The sequence below is a fragment of the Intestinimonas butyriciproducens genome (assembly GCF_016901775.1).
Lineage (GTDB): Bacteria > Bacillota > Clostridia > Oscillospirales > Butyricicoccaceae > Pseudobutyricicoccus.
Genome location: NZ_JACJKW010000022.1, coordinates 13,242 through 27,681 on the forward strand (window position 1 = coordinate 13,242; position 14,440 = coordinate 27,681).

The window sequence follows — 14,440 nt, forward strand, 5'->3', positions numbered from 1 at the left end:
GGATACCCATGAAGATACAAGTGATTCCGGTGGGGCCGCTGGCTACCAACTGCTATCTGCTGGGGGATGAGGAAACGGGAGAGTGCGCCATTATCGATCCCGGCGCCCAGGCCGAGCGGAAAATTTTCCCGGCTCTGGAGGAGTTCGGCATGAAATGCACCAAGATCCTGCTGACCCATGGCCATTTTGACCATGTGATGGCTTTGCGGGATGTGAAGGACAAGACTGGTGCAGAAATCTGCATTCACAAAAACGACGCTCCCATGCTCACCGAAGAATACCAGAGCACCTGGAAGGCTCTGGCGGCCCGGGGATACCGGCAGGCTTTGGCCGACCGGATGCTGGAAGATGGGGACACTGTGCAGGTAGGCAATCTGACGGTACGGGTAATGCTCACTCCCGGCCACACCCAGGGCTCCTGCGTCTATCTGTGTGAGGACGCCATGTTTGCCGGAGATACTTTGTTCTGCGGCGGCTGCGGCCGGTGGGATTTGGACGGGGGCGACGCCGATCAGATGTATGACAGTCTCCGCCGCCTGGCGGCTCTGGAAGGGGACTTCCGGGTGTTCCCCGGCCATGAGGAAGCCACCACCCTGGAGCACGAACGCCAGACCAATCCGGTCATGACCTATGCACTGAAACGATGCAAATGATCTTACAGGGCACCGCTTTGGAGACAGCGGTGCATGAAACTTTGGTCTGCCTGCTCCCGGAAGAGCGCCATGGCCTTGCGGAAGACTGCGCCCAGGAGGGAAGGGTCACTGTCTCCCTCACACGGGAGGGGGAAGACTTCCTCTGTCGGGTACAGGCTGTACGGGGCGGCGAAGAAAAAACGGGAGAATGCCGCCTGCCGCCGGAAGGGGACAGCCCGCTGGAACAAAAGCGGGTGGAGACCCGGGCGGTGAAAACCGCCGTTTATCGGGCGGTGGTGGGCTTTTTGCCCCAGCCGCCTGTGTGGGGCGCTATGAGCGGTGTCAAACCGGCCAAGCCTTTGCGCCAGGCGTTTCCCCAGGGGATTGAGGAAGAAGCGGCCGATGCCTTTTTAAAAGAGCGGTTTTTCATCTCTCCCTCCCGGCGGAAGCTGGCCATTCGCTGCGCCCGGATGGCTCAGCAGCTGGAGCGCAGCCTGCAGGAACAAACGGGGGCCCTTTATATCGGCATCCCCTTCTGCCCCAGCAAATGCGTCTATTGCTCCTTTGTCAGCGGCAGCACCGCTCAATGGGGCCATCTGATCCCGCCCTATCTGGATGCCCTGTGCCGTGAAGTGGAAGCGGCCGGGGAGGGCTTCCGGCAAAACGGCTGGAAGCTGGACAGCATCTATATGGGAGGCGGTACTCCCACCACCCTGACGGCAGCTCAGCTGGACCGGCTGCTGACAGCGGTGCAGCAGCATCTGCCCCATCCCAGGGAATTTACCGTGGAGGCCGGAAGGCCGGAGACCATCACCCGGGACAAGCTGGAGGTGCTCCACCGCCACGGCGTGGGACGCATCAGCATCAATCCCCAGAGTATGCACGATGGAGTGCTTCAGAATGTGGGAAGGCTTCACACGGTGCAGCAGATCGAGGAATGCTACCGCATGGCCCGGCAGGTGGGGAATTTTGAGATCAACATGGACTTGATCGCCGGGCTTCCCGGGGATGACGAAGAGGGGCTGCTGGAAAGCGTGAGACGGCTCATTGATTTGCAGCCGGAAAACATCACCATCCATTGCCTGGCCCGGAAAAAAGGGTCGCCCTTGCGGTTTGGCCCTCAGGGTCAGCTTCCCGCCCGGACCCTGGACGCCGCCTATGCCATGCTGGAACAGGCGGGCTATGCCCCCTATTATCTGTACCGGCAGAAGTATATTGCGGGGAATCTGGAAAATGTGGGCTTTGCCAAAGGGGACACCATCTGCCGGTATAACATTCTGATGATGGAAGAGCTGTGCCCGGTGGTGGCTTTGGGGGCCGGAGGGGTCACCAAGATCTGTGCAGACGGCGGCCGGAACATCACCCGGCTGACAAACCCCAAATATCCCAAGGAGTATATCGAACACAGCGACGAAATCTGCAAAGGGAAACAGAAGCTGGAGCTGGAGTTTGCCCTGCTGTCTGATTGAAAGAGACGGACCGTTCTGGTATACTGAGAATAGGATAAAAGGAGAGGGGAGGCCCCCTCGGTTTTGTGGAAGGGAGTGACCGATGGTTATGGATCCGAGAGTCAATGATGTTCTGGAAAGAATGCGCCAAACCGCGGCCCAGGCTGCCCAGGCCATGGGCAAGGCCGCCGATGTTGCCAGCAAAAAGACCAATGAGCTGGTCAGCTCCACCAAGGTGAATTTGCAGATCTTCGAGCTGAAAAACGACATCGAAGCTTTGTACAAAGAGGTGGGACGCAGCGTTTACATGGCCCATACCGGAGAGACCGTGGACCCCCAGGAGATCGACGGCAAAATCGCCCAGATCGATGACAAGGTGGCCCGTCTTTGCTGCCTGCAGGAAGAGCTGGAACAGCAGCGTCCGGGGAAAAAATGCCCCGCCTGCGGCAAAGCCTGCCAGCCGGAAGATGCCTTCTGCCGCTTCTGCGGCCAGCGGCTGTAATCGAAAATCCATAGAGAGCAGGACGCCCCAAAGGGGAAAGAACCGGTTCCCCCGGCCTTTCCGGGGCGCCCTGCTCTTCTGTTTTGGAAGAGAAAATTACTATAAAAAGGAGAAAAAAGATGTTTACATACGAACAGTATCAGGAAAGCGCGGCTTTTCTCCAAAAACGGTTGGGGGAGTTTCAGCCGGAGCTGCTGCTCATTCTGGGTTCCGGATTGGGCTTTCTGGCCGGTGAAGTGGAAGGGGCCGTGGTCATTCCCTATGGGGAGATCCCCCATTTTGCCCGCTCCACGGCGCCGGATCATGCCGGACGGCTGGTGTGCGGCACGCTGGCCGGACGCCGGGTGATGGTGATGGACGGCCGCTTCCATATCTACGAAGGCTATGACGCCTATCAGGCAGCCTACCCGGTGCGGGTGGCAAAGCTGCTGGGGGTGCAGACCATGGTGGTCACCAACGCCTGCGGCGCCATCAACACCGGTTATCAGGTGGGGGATGTGATGCTCATTTCCGACCACATCCGCCTGTTCGATCCCAATCCTTTGGTGGGGCCCAACCTGCTGGAGTTCGGCCCCCGGTTCTGCGATATGACCTATGCCTATGACCCGGCCTGCCGCAAGATTGCGAAAGAGGAAGCGGACAAGCTGGGCATGACCCTCCGGGAAGGGGTCTATTTCTATTTCCCCGGTCCTCAGTTTGAGACCCCGGCGGAGATCCGGGCGGCCCGGGTGCTGGGGGGAGACGCGGCGGGAATGTCCACCGTGCCCGAAGTGATCTGCGCCAACCACTGCGGCATTCGGGTGCTGGGCTTCTCCCTGGTGACCAATATGGCCGCCGGTGTGCTGGATCAGCGCCTGGATGGCGTGGATGTGCTCCAGGCGGCAGAACGGGCCCGGGACGGTTTCTCCGCTTTGGTGCGGGCCTGTCTGCCCCGGCTGTAAAAGGGGAAAAGGAGGAAGCGGAAAATGGAACTTTTGATCAAAAATGTCACCGCCGTCACCATGGACCCCCAAAATCCGGTGGTGGAAAACTGTTTTATCGGCATTGATCAGGGAAAGATCTGCTGGCTTTCAGAAAAAGAGCCCGGGGAGAAGGCCGGACGGGTGGTGGATGGCCAGGGCTGCGCCGCCATGCCCGGGCTGGTCAATGCCCACACCCATTTGCCTATGACCCTGCTGCGGGGTTATGCCGACGACTATGCCCTTCAGGAGTGGCTTCAGGACCACATTTTCCCGGCGGAAGGGCGGCTGGATGCCCGGTGCGTCCAGGCCGGCATGATGCTGGGACTGGCTGAATCCATCCGTTTCGGCACCACTTCGGTGACCGAGATGTATTTCAAGATGCCCACTATGGCGGAGGTCTGCTTCCAGGCCGGGATCAAGGCCAATCTGTGCAATGGGGCCATGTGCTTTGATCCGGCGTCCTATGACTTCCACAAGGCCGGAGAGACCCTGGAAATGGAGGAAATGCTGAAAAGCTGGCACATGGCCGATGAGGGCCGCATCCGGCTGGATGTGGGCATTCACGGAGAGTATACCTCCTGCCCGGCGGTGTGGGAGCAAAATGCCGCCTATGCCCAGAAGCATGGGCTCAACATCCATCTCCATCTGTCGGAGACCAAGAAGGAGCAGGAAGAGTGCATCGCCCGGTGGGGCAAGACCCCGGCCCGGGTTCTTGCCGATCACGGCGTGTTTGAAAGTCGGGTCACTGCCGCCCACGGGGTATGGATCACAGAAGAGGATATGGACCTTCTGGCGGAGAAAAAGGCCACGGTGGCCCATAACCCGGTGAGTAACCTGAAACTGGCCAGCGGTGTGGCTCCGGCGGCCAGAATGGCGGAAAAAGGGGTGAATGTGGCCCTGGGCACCGATGGAGTGGCCAGCAACAACAGCCACGACCTGTTTGAAGAGATCAAACTGAGCGCCCTTTTGCAAAAGGGCATCCAGGGCGATCCCCGGCTGGTGCCGGCCGGGCAGGCTCTGTCCTGGGCCACCCGGGGCGGCGCTTTCGCCCAGGGACGGGAAAAGGAATGCGGTATGCTGCAAAAAGGCATGGACGCCGATCTGATTCTGGTGGACCTGTCGGGCGTTGCCACTCAGCCGGTTCATTTTCCGGTATCCGCCCTGTGCTATAGCGCCACCGGACGGGAGGTCATCCTGACCATGGTGCGGGGACGCATCCTCTATGAGAAGGGAGAGTTCAAAACCATCGATGTGGAGCGGGCTATGGCGGAGATGAAAAGCTACGCCCTGCCCCGCATGACCGGCCGCCAGGCATAAAAAACAAGCCCCCGGGACTATGAATGGTGAAAAAGGCCTGATGGTGGCCGGGGGAGTGGTGGCTGTGGCAAAAAGAAGAAGCAGCTTTGTGGAAGGGGCACTGATCCTGGGGGTGTCCGGTGTGGTCACGCGGATCATCGGGGCCTTCTTCAAGATCCCCTTGGGCAATCTTCTGGGAGGCAGCGGCATGGGGGCCTTCACCGTTGCCTATCAGATTTATTCTGCCTTGTTCCTCCTGTCCACCGCCGGGCTGCCGGTGGCCATTTCCAAAATGGTGGCCGAAGCCCGGGGACGGGGGTGCCCCGGGGAGGGAAGACGGATCTTTCGGGTGGCTCTCGGTACCTTCTCCCTGGTGGGACTGTTGCTTTCCGCCGGACTGTGGGCAGCAGCGCCAAAGGTGGCGGCGCTGGTGGGCAGTCCCCAGGCCGCCCCGGCGGTGCGGGCAGTGGCTCCTTCTTTGTTTTTGGTGTCGGTGGCCGCGGTGATCCGGGGCTATCACCAGGGGCTGGGGGATATGGTGCCCACGGCGGTATCTCAGGTGCTGGAGGCTGTGGGCAAATTGGCGGTAGGCTATGGAGCGGCGGTATTTTTGCTGAACCGGGGCTGCTCTCCCGCCCAGGCCTCTGCCGGGGCCATCGGCGGCGTGACGGTGGGCAGTCTGCTGGGGTGCCTGTATCTGCTCCTTCATCCTGGGGAGGAAGGGGATGAAAACAAGGGCCATGGGCTGTCTGCGGGAAGGTGCCTGGTGCGGCTTCTGGCCATTTCCCTGCCGGTGATGGCCGGATCTTTGGTGCTCAGTCTTTCCAATCTGATGGATATGGCCATTGTGATGAACAGGCTTCAGGACATCGGTTTTTCCCAACAGGCTTCCGGCGGGCTTTATGGCACTTATAACATGGTGGCCACCCTGTTTCACCTGCCCCAGACCTTGATTACGGCTTTGGGAGTCAGCCTGATCCCGCCCCTCAGCGGAGCTCTTTCCCGGAAAAACAGGATGCTGGCCCGCAGGCTTTCCGATTCGGCTCTGGAATTTGCCGCCCTGCTCTCCCTGCCGGCCGGAGTGGGGTTCTGTCTGCTGGGACGGCCCTTGCTGGAGCTGATCTATTTTGCCCGGCCCCAGGATTGCGCTCTGGGAGCGCCTCTTTTGACCATCCTCAGCCCGGGGGTATTTTTCGTGGCCATGACCACCATGACCAATGCCATCCTGCAGGCCATGGGACGGATGCGCACCCCGGTTTATACCCTGACAGCCGGAGCTTTGTGCAAATTGGGGGTCACATGGGTGCTTACAGCAAAACCCACGGTTCATATCGGCGGCGCTCCCTGGGGTACCGTGTGCTGCTATGGGCTCATCACTCTGCTCAATCTGCGGGCCCTCCGCCGGGCCGGGATGGGCGTTTCCTGGGATAAGGTATTTTTCCGTCCGGCTCTGGCTGCAGGACTGATGGGGGCGTTTTTGATTTTACTCCGTCTGCCTGTGGAGGGGGCCCTGGGCCCCAAATGGGGATTTGGTGCCCTGACTCTTTCGGGGGCGGCTTTTTATGGACTGATGCTGCTGGCGGTGGGAGCGCTGCCCAGAGAGGATATCCTGCTGCTTCCCGGCGGGAAAAAGATGGCAAAAATCCTGCGGCTCAAATAAACGGGGGACCATTGATCGGGTTTTTGTGAAAAACCGTATAAAATCGGCAAAAAACAGTAAAATCAGGAAATAATGCTTGCAAAGGAAGGCATAATATGATAAATTTTAAACCAAAAGACCGCTATGGCTTTGAAGATCTGGTGGAGATCATGGCAATTCTCCGTTCGCCGGAGGGATGCCCCTGGGACAGGGAGCAGACCCACGAAAGCATCCGGAATAATTTTCTCGAAGAGGTCTATGAGGCGGTGGATGCCATCGACCATAAGGACACAGCCAATCTTCGGGAGGAATTGGGGGATGTGATGATGCAGGTGGTCTTCCATGCCCAGATCGCCCGGGAGGAAGGGCTGTTCGGGCTGGAGGATGTGCTGGATGAGGTCTGTCAGAAACTGATTCGCCGTCATCCCCACATTTTTGGCACCGTTTCGGCCGATACTTCCCAAGAGGTGCTGAAAAACTGGGACGCCATCAAGCGGCAGGAAAAGGGACAGAGCAGTGCGTCCGACACGCTGCGTCAGGTTCCCCAGGCCCTGCCGGCCCTGATGTATGTCCAGAAGCTTCAGAGCCGGGCCAGAAAAGGCGGCTTCTCCCTGGCATCCGTCCAAAGCCCCATGGAGGAAATGGAGCAGGCGATGGAGCAGCTGGGGAAAGGAGAGCAAACAGACCAGGCGTTGGGCCGGCTCTTGTTTGCAGCGGCCCTTCAGGCCGGAGAGCAGGGGCTTTCCGCCGAAGAAGCGCTGACCTGTGAAGCCAGGCGGTTTATGGAAAAATTTGAGGAACTGGAAAACATTGCTCCGGCCCCTCTGAGCCAGCTTTCTTCCCAGGAACTGGCCCGGTTGTGGCAGGAGACAGGGAGCACCGTCTGTAAGACCGAGAGGCAGACGGAAGCATAAAGGAGGAGTTTTAAAATGAACAAGACAGAATTGATCGCGGCCATTGCCGAAAAAGCTGAACTTTCCAAAAAGGATGCCGAAGCCGCTCTCAATGCCATGGTGGAGTCTGTGACCGAAGCTCTGGTCCAGGGCGACAAGATCCAGCTGATCGGCTTTGGTTCTTTCGAAGTGAAGGAGCGGGCCGCCCGTGTGGGCCGCAACCCCAAGACCCGGGAAGAGATCAAGATCCCTGCCAGCAAGTATCCTGTTTTCAAGGCCGGCAAGGCTCTGAAGGATCAGGTGGCCAAATAAGAACCTGCAAAAACGCAAAAAGTGGTTTTGCCCCTTTTTTGACACGCTGAGGCAGCACGGGAAACCGGGCTGCCTTTTTGCACAGAGAGGAGAAAGAAAAATGCGGTTGGATAAATATCTCAAGGTAGCCCGGCTGATCAAGCGGCGCACTGTGGCCAACGATGCCTGTGATGTGGGGCGGGTGATGGTCAACGGCAAGCCGGCCAAGGCCAGCTATCAGGTGAAGGTAGGGGATGTGCTGGAACTGGCCTTTGGCCAGCGCACCCTGAAGGTGAAGGTGCTCCAGACGCCGGAGCATGTGGGCAAGGACCAGGCCGAGCTGCTGTATCAGGAGATCCAGTAAAAAGAAAAAAGGTCTAAACGCCCCTTTCCTTCCATATAGTTGTGGTATGAATCTGGAAAGGGGCGGCCGTATATGAAAAACGAAGAGTACAGAAGGATGGACCTGGCACCGCACAATGTGATCCTGGAAAACCGGGAGCACCTCAGTGTGTCGGGGGTATCGGAAGTCATCAGCTTTGACGAAAACCAGGTGTCCCTGGTGACCAGTATGGGCATTCTTACCGTGGGCGGCCAGCAGCTCCATGTGGAAAAGCTCAACCTGGAGATGGGGGAGATTTCCATTGCCGGACAGATCGAGGCCATGGTCTATGAGGAAGAGCAGCTGCGCCGGCGGGGCTTCTGGTCCCGGCTGTTTTAAATGCTGGAGGCGGTGCTGGCCCAGCAGACCCAGGCTTTTCTCCATGCGGCGGTGCTGGGGCTGGTTTTAGGGCTTTTGTATGATGTGCTGGCCTTTTTTCGCCGCCTGGGCGGCGGTGGGGCCTTTCTCGCCGCTTTGCTGGACCTGTTTTTCTGTCTGATGGGAAGTGCGGGCTTTTTCCTGTTGGTCTTTGGCGAGAGCCGGGGCGTCATCCGGGGATATCTGCCTTTGGGAGCGATCCTGGGCGGGGCGCTGTATGCCGCTTTGTGTTCTCCCACCGTTCGCAGAATGCTTTGGAAAATCCAAGGATTTTTCGCTTTTTTCCGGCGGAAGTCCGGGGATTTTCAGAGAAAACACCGGCGCAGATCCAAATAAAGTATTTGACTTTTTTGTGAATTTTTTTTATTATTATAGTGTGCATCTTCCAAAGGAGGATGGATGCGCTTTTTTCCATGCGGCCCTGAGCCGGAACGCAATATACACCCATCGGGAGCTCTTTGGCCCCGGCCGGACTGAGGAATGGCCAATGAAAAAGAAAAAGAAAGTGGGCGGTCTGACCAAGATCGCCGTGGCGGTGTTTGCCGCCTATGCCACCTTTACCATGGTGTCCCTTCAGCTGCAGATCAGCCAGAAGAAGGAAGAAAAGACCCAGCTGGAACAACAGGTGGAAGAGCAGCAGCTGCGCAACGCCGAAACAGAGGCTCTTTTGGAGAGTCAGGATTCCGACCAGTATGTGGCCCGCATCGCCCGGGACCAACTGGGCTATGTCTCCCCTGGCGAACGGGTCTTTGTGGACATTGCAAGCAAATAAAACGGAGAGGGTTACAAAGCGGATATGGAGTTAACAGTGGGAACCATCTATGATGGAAAGGTCACAGGAATCACCAAGTTTGGCGCCTTCGTGGCGCTGCCCGGCGGCAAAAGCGGGATGGTCCACATCTCGGAGATTGCCAACACCTATGTGGAGGACATCAAGCAGTTCCTCACAGAGGGACAGGAGGTCAAGGTCAAATTGATCGCTATCGACGAGCAGGGGCGGATCAATCTGTCCATCAAAAAAGCCTTGCCGGAAAAACGCCCTGAGCGGTCCCAGCGCCCCCGGCAGACCATGCCGGCTCCGGTGCGCAGCACATTGCAGAAAACCAGCGATCTTTCCTTTGAAGATAAGCTCAAGCATTTCATGCAGGCCAGCGAGAGCAGAATCTCCGATTCCCGGGCCTTCGGTGAAAAACGCAGCTCCAGACGCAGAGGCAGATAGTCCCCAAAAGCGCGGCCCCAGCGGTTGCGCTTTCTTTTTGTTTGGGGTATAATAACCGCGAAGCGATTATTATACCGGATTTTGCGGCCGTTTTCTCGTCCCGCAAGCGGGACAACCGAAAACACAGCCAATATACCATGTCGCTTCGCTTCATGGTATAATAACCGCAAAGCGGTTATTATACCGGATTTTTGCGGCCGTTTTCTCGTCCCTTGTGGGACAACCGAAAACACGGCCAATATACCATGTCGCTTCGCTTCATGGTATAAAACCGCAAAGCGGTTATTATACCGGATTTTTGCGGCCGTTTTCTCGTCCCTTGTGGGACAACCGAAAACACGGCCCAATAGCCCATGAGCCCTGAAAACCCAAAAAAAGGGGCGCGCCTTTCCGAGAAAAGCGCGCCGAATAGGGTTGTGGGGATAAAGATATGAACGGTGTGTGAGAACTCCTTCTCACAGCTTTATCTTACCATGGGCATCTATTGTTGTCCATAGGAAGTTTTGTCATATTTTGTCATGTAAAAACCGGCTTTGCCGGCTGGAAAGGACGATTGTGAGTTATGCGTGAGATTTCTGCCAAGCTGATTACAGAAAAGGTGAAGGAAGCCTGCATCGCGGCCAACTGCCGCCTGCCGGATGATGTGATCGAGTCTTTCAAAAAGGGCAAGGAGGAGGAAAAATCTCCCCTGGGCCGCCAGATTTTTGATAAGATGCTGGACAACGCTGCCCTGGCCGCCAAAAAAGAAGTTCCTGTTTGCCAGGATACCGGTATGGCGGTGATTTTTGCCGAGATCGGCCAGGACTGCCACATTGTGGACGGCGATTTTGAAACCGCCATCAACGAAGGCGTCCGCCGGGGTTATGTGGACGGCTATCTCCGTCTGAGCGTGGTCTCCGACCCCATGCGCCGGGTGAACACCAACGACAACACCCCTGCCATCATTCATACCAGCATTGTTCCCGGGGATCAGATCCACATCACCGTGGCCCCCAAGGGCTTTGGCAGCGAAAATATGAGCGCCATCAAGATGTTTACCCCCGCCGCCACACGGGAAGATGTGGTGGGCTTTATTGTGGATACCATGTCCAAGGCCGGTTCCAATCCCTGTCCTCCCATGATCGTGGGTGTGGGCCTGGGCGGCACCTTTGAAAAGGCGGCCTATCTGGCGAAAAAAGCGGTGTGCACTCCCCTGGATGCGCCTGCCCAGGACGAGTTCTATGCCGACCTGGAGAAGGAGATCACCGAAAAGGCCAACAAGCTGGGCATCGGCCCCCAGGGCTGGGGCGGCACAGTCACCGCGCTGAAAGTGCGGGTCATGGCCTTCGGCACCCATATTGCCGGCCTGCCCTGCGCCGTCAACATCGGCTGCCATGTGACCCGTCACCAGGAGTTTACTCTTTGATCGGTCTGGATTAAAATCCATTTCCCTGCCTTGGAGCATTGCTTCGGGGCGGGGATTTTTATTTTGAAAAGTTCTACCGATTTTCTGATTATCTTTTCAAATCTCCGCAAATGTCGGAAAGGCTTGGAATGTCAAGCATTTCCGGCATTTTGCGTTTCGGAAGATACCCCGCATATCATGGCATTTCGGAGCCTCACTTGGCGTTGAAAAGTAGTAAAACCGTAGTAGAAACGGCGGTTTACTACTACGCCGCCAGCCTGTCCATCGCCGCCTTCGCAGAGGCGTAATCCGCGTGAGCGTAATAGTTCAGCGTCATGGTGATATTGGAATGTCCCATGATGTATTGCAGGTCTTTGGGGTTCATCCCAGCGTGGGCGAGGCGGGTGCAGAATGTATGGCGCATGGTATGGGGCGTGATGTTCGGCAGGGCTTCTTCTGGCTTGTGGTGCTTGTTGTACTTCCTGACAAGCCCCTGGAACATACTCTCGTAACAGGACGCCGTTTTGGGAAGGCCGCTCTGGTTGAGGAACAGGAAGTTGGTGTAGCCCCCGATATTGACCGGGGCGGCCTTACCTCTGTTCTTCACAGCCCGCTTCAACGCCTGGTAGACCTTCTCGCTCATGGGGATCTGCCGCGCACCCTTTTTGGTCTTGGGCTCGTCCACATAGTAGCCGAGCTCACTGTCCCGCAGGAGCTGGTGGTCCACATGGATGCAGCGGTTTTCAAAATCCAGGTCCGTTGTCAATCCGCATAACTCGGAAACGCGGAGTCCGGTCCCCAGCAGAATGATGATCTCATCACAATACTTCCGGTAGACCGGATCGCTGCCGGCGAAGGCCAGGAGGCGGTCCTCCTGCTCCTGGGTCAGCGCGGCTTTTTCCTCCGTGTCATCCTCCAGGACATCGGCTATGGCGAAGTTGAAGGGATTTTTGCGGATGCAGTCATCCTCGATCGCCGTGTAGAAGGCCGCCTTCAAAGACCGTTTCCAGTTGCTGATGGTTTTGTAGGCGTAGCCCTTTTCGCTCATCCTGATGGCCCATTCCTTGGCGTCCGACAGCTTCACACTGTCAATGCTTCGGGAGCCCAGGGGGTCCTCTTTCAGAACGGACATCAGGTATTCCCGGCCCTTCTCGGTGCTCCGCTTGATATTCTTCCGATGGCTGTTCTGCCGGGCGTAAAGCTGGCAGACCGTCATCTTCTTGCCAATGGTGTCGATCCCATCGTTAATGTCACGCAGGATCTCCTTCACCTTCTCACGGAGTGAAACATCGTCCCGCTTGCCCGTGGGGGTCTTGTCGGTGGGCACCAGTTTCCAGGCATACACGAATTGAGTTTTACCGCAGGCGTCCGTGTACTTGTAAGCGTATCTTCCGTCTTTTCTCTGGCTCTCTCCAGTCCTTAAAATTCGACCTTTGCTATCGCGTCTTTTCTCTGACATGATGGTAAGCTCCCTTCCATCGCTGGAATGAGCCTAGTTTAGATCAAAGCCCAGGATGGAGATAATCAGCTTCGTTTCCAGCCGCCTGCGCATATCTTCATCCACCAAGGAGTGAGGAAAGCCGTTTTTGTCATAGCTTGTCCTCATGGACAGCGCAGCAATATAGCCGGAATAGTGCTGGATCACCCGGTTCACCGCTTCGGGATTGCCTCCGACAGCGGCGGCGATCACCGGATAAGGGATCAGTGACGCCCGCATATTCGCAGATTTAGTCATCCGCTTCACCTCCCATCAGCTCCTTCAGCAGCCGATAGGCTTTTTGCCTGCGGGTGTTGACCGTCCGGCGGGCCATGTTCATGTACTCGGCGATCTCGCGATCTACCATGTTCAGGAACCAGTGCATCATAAAGATGTCCCGGTCCTCCTGGGGCAGCGCCAGAAGCGCCTCGGCCAGCCGGTCATCCTCGATCAGAATCACGGCCCCTCCCACAGGGAAGGTCGTGTATTCCCACGAGTAGCGGTCATAAACTGCAAGCTGGGCCAATTCCTCCTCTGACAGTTCGCTGAACAGTGCCTCACACTTCTGGCGGCGCCTGATCTCACGATAGCCGTTGTACGCCTCGTATTTCAGCACCTTCTTGCAGTAGCTTTCAAAGGCGTGCTGCTTGTGCTCGTAGTGGCGGTCAGGTTTCAAGTTCTCACCTCCCTTCGTGCCGGGAGGCAGTTCTTTTCTTCCCCTTTCGCTCACTACTCGTTCAGCGGAGGGCCGTTTTGGCTTCGCTGTGGGGGGATTATATGTAAATTTCTTGCCGCTCATAGATAAGCTCCTTTCGTTTCGTTCAGGCCAGTGGGTCGGAACGAAACGGGGCGGGGAGCGGCATCCCACACCCAGGCGCCGGCGCTCAAAAGAGCGGGAAACAATATGGGTGAGCCCTGATATATAAAAAGCGAGCCATAACTCACTTCCATGAGCATGGCTCGCTGCTGCGTTATTAGAATATTTTTTGTAGTGACATGGGCGTCCGCCGCATAAGCGGTAAATCCCGCCTTATTTTGACCTCCTCTGTGTTGGTGCTCTCATCCATATCTCCCTTTACTCCAAAACATGAGTTATAACTCATTTAATATGGGTTCTATGGTTATTTATATGAGCGGAAGCACACCCTACAATGATGTAGAGATGATGTGTAGTAAACAATCCGCTGGATCTATTTGCATGGAAGGTGCGGTCAGAACGGAAGCGGCAGCATCTAACGCAGAAGCAGTTAGCTGAACGCCTCGGTATGAACTCCCGCACGATCATAGATTTGGAGACCTGCCAGAGTAATCCGAAATTTGAAACGGTGGTCCTTGTCACCAAAGAATTGAATATCAGCGTGGACGCCGCCATCTTCCCGGAAATGGTAAATCAGACAGTCTCGAAAACAGTTGTGGACTTCTTTGCCGGGAAAAGCGAAGCAGAGATCGAAAAATTTATCGCGCTCTGCAAACAGGCGGAAACCTTCCAGAAAGACGAGTAACGCGGTCGGGTTCGATGTGCCCGGCCGCGTTACTGTTTTACCCGTCTGCTATGCGGGCATATCATTCTTTTTTTGTTTTATAGGCATCGCGCAGATGCTCGAAGGATTCCTGGCTGATGACATGCTCCATCCGGCAGGCGTCCCGTTCCGCTGTTTCCGGGTCTACGCTGACTTCAATCAGCCGGTCAGTAAAGAAGCGGTGCTTTTCGTAGATCCGCTCCGCCACCTCTCGCCCCGCATCGGTCAGGTGCAGAAAATAGTCGCTGTCCATTGTCAGGAACCCCCCGTCCCGCAGGGTCGCCACCGCATGGCACACGCTGGGCTTTGTGACCTCCAGGTGCCGGGCCACATCTACGGAGCGTACCATACCGAGTTTCTTTTGGAGAACAAGGATGGTTTCCAGATAGTCCTCCCCGGACGCATGAAGTTTCATCA

Annotated in this window: 19 protein-coding genes; 15 read left to right on the plus strand and 4 right to left on the minus strand. The window is 56.8% G+C overall.

The annotated features are described in order from the left end of the window. Positions 1-8 precede the first annotated feature (8 nt). The 14 genes from H6A25_RS10930 to H6A25_RS10995 all read left to right on the plus strand — a co-directional run bounded on the left by H6A25_RS10930 (position 9) and on the right by H6A25_RS10995 (position 11,047). On the plus strand, positions 9-653 hold the full coding sequence (locus H6A25_RS10930) for an MBL fold metallo-hydrolase (protein ID WP_204752160.1): 645 nt from the start codon (positions 9-11) through the stop codon (positions 651-653). Beyond that, entirely contained in the window at positions 650-2,101 is a 1,452-nt protein-coding gene (gene hemZ, locus H6A25_RS10935; RefSeq protein ID WP_204752161.1) for a coproporphyrinogen dehydrogenase HemZ, read from the plus strand. The genes H6A25_RS10930 and hemZ overlap by 4 nt, the downstream gene beginning before the upstream one ends. Positions 2,102-2,189: 88 nt before the next feature. Further along, the gene (locus H6A25_RS10940; protein WP_204752162.1) at positions 2,190-2,582 is read left to right on the plus strand and encodes a hypothetical protein; all 393 of its coding nucleotides are present in this window, start codon (positions 2,190-2,192) and stop codon (positions 2,580-2,582) included. Between the two features lie 119 nt (positions 2,583-2,701). Next, complete coding sequence (locus H6A25_RS10945) at positions 2,702-3,523, plus strand: purine-nucleoside phosphorylase (RefSeq protein ID WP_204752163.1); 822 nt, start codon at positions 2,702-2,704, stop codon at positions 3,521-3,523. Between the two features lie 24 nt (positions 3,524-3,547). Beyond that, on the plus strand, positions 3,548-4,861 hold the full coding sequence (locus H6A25_RS10950; protein WP_204752164.1) for an amidohydrolase family protein: 1,314 nt from the start codon (positions 3,548-3,550) through the stop codon (positions 4,859-4,861). Positions 4,862-4,925: 64 nt separating this feature from the next. Continuing rightward, complete coding sequence (locus tag H6A25_RS10955; RefSeq protein ID WP_204752165.1) at positions 4,926-6,500, plus strand: oligosaccharide flippase family protein; 1,575 nt, start codon at positions 4,926-4,928, stop codon at positions 6,498-6,500. Positions 6,501-6,595: 95 nt separating this feature from the next. Next, the gene (gene mazG, locus H6A25_RS10960; protein WP_204752166.1) at positions 6,596-7,393 is read left to right on the plus strand and encodes a nucleoside triphosphate pyrophosphohydrolase; all 798 of its coding nucleotides are present in this window, start codon (positions 6,596-6,598) and stop codon (positions 7,391-7,393) included. A 15-nt stretch (positions 7,394-7,408) separates the two neighbouring features. Further along, positions 7,409-7,684, plus strand: coding sequence for an HU family DNA-binding protein (locus H6A25_RS10965; RefSeq protein ID WP_204752167.1), 276 nt, complete (start codon positions 7,409-7,411; stop codon positions 7,682-7,684). A gap of 100 nt (positions 7,685-7,784) precedes the next feature. After that, on the plus strand, positions 7,785-8,027 hold the full coding sequence (locus H6A25_RS10970; RefSeq protein ID WP_118427777.1) for an RNA-binding S4 domain-containing protein: 243 nt from the start codon (positions 7,785-7,787) through the stop codon (positions 8,025-8,027). A 96-nt stretch (positions 8,028-8,123) separates the two neighbouring features. Continuing rightward, complete coding sequence (gene yabP / locus H6A25_RS10975) at positions 8,124-8,384, plus strand: sporulation protein YabP (RefSeq protein WP_243423338.1); 261 nt, start codon at positions 8,124-8,126, stop codon at positions 8,382-8,384. Then, positions 8,385-8,759, plus strand: a complete 375-nt coding sequence (gene yabQ / locus H6A25_RS10980) for a spore cortex biosynthesis protein YabQ (RefSeq protein WP_204752169.1) — start codon at positions 8,385-8,387, stop codon at positions 8,757-8,759. Between the two features lie 151 nt (positions 8,760-8,910). Continuing rightward, entirely contained in the window at positions 8,911-9,195 is a 285-nt protein-coding gene (locus tag H6A25_RS10985; RefSeq protein WP_204752170.1) for an FtsB family cell division protein, read from the plus strand. A gap of 24 nt (positions 9,196-9,219) precedes the next feature. Further along, entirely contained in the window at positions 9,220-9,642 is a 423-nt protein-coding gene (locus H6A25_RS10990; RefSeq protein WP_204752171.1) for a S1 RNA-binding domain-containing protein, read from the plus strand. 562 nt (positions 9,643-10,204) lie between these two features. Beyond that, a complete protein-coding gene (locus H6A25_RS10995; RefSeq protein WP_204752172.1) occupies positions 10,205-11,047 on the plus strand; it encodes a fumarate hydratase in 843 nt (280 codons plus the stop codon). Positions 11,048-11,291: 244 nt separating this feature from the next. Here H6A25_RS10995 and H6A25_RS11000 read toward each other — a convergent pair whose 3' ends face one another. The 3 genes from H6A25_RS11000 to H6A25_RS11010 are packed head-to-tail and all read right to left on the minus strand — an operon-like array spanning position 11,292 to position 13,179. Beyond that, entirely contained in the window at positions 11,292-12,485 is a 1,194-nt protein-coding gene (locus H6A25_RS11000) for a site-specific integrase (RefSeq protein WP_204752173.1), read from the minus strand. Positions 12,486-12,518: 33 nt separating this feature from the next. Further along, positions 12,519-12,761 (minus strand): helix-turn-helix domain-containing protein, encoded by a 243-nt coding sequence (locus H6A25_RS11005; RefSeq protein WP_204752174.1) that lies wholly within the window; start codon positions 12,759-12,761, stop codon positions 12,519-12,521. Continuing rightward, positions 12,754-13,179, minus strand: coding sequence for an RNA polymerase sigma factor (locus H6A25_RS11010; RefSeq protein WP_243423339.1), 426 nt, complete (start codon positions 13,177-13,179; stop codon positions 12,754-12,756). The genes H6A25_RS11005 and H6A25_RS11010 overlap by 8 nt, the downstream gene beginning before the upstream one ends. 529 nt (positions 13,180-13,708) lie before the next feature. On the opposite strand from H6A25_RS11010, the gene H6A25_RS11015 reads away from it, so the two are divergent. Beyond that, positions 13,709-14,005, plus strand: a complete 297-nt coding sequence (locus H6A25_RS11015; protein WP_204752176.1) for a helix-turn-helix domain-containing protein — start codon at positions 13,709-13,711, stop codon at positions 14,003-14,005. A gap of 61 nt (positions 14,006-14,066) precedes the next feature. Here H6A25_RS11015 and H6A25_RS11020 read toward each other — a convergent pair whose 3' ends face one another. Then, positions 14,067-14,438: a metal-dependent transcriptional regulator gene (locus tag H6A25_RS11020; protein ID WP_204752177.1), complete on the minus strand. Its 372-nt coding sequence runs from the start codon at positions 14,436-14,438 to the stop codon at positions 14,067-14,069. Positions 14,439-14,440: the final 2 nt, after the last annotated feature.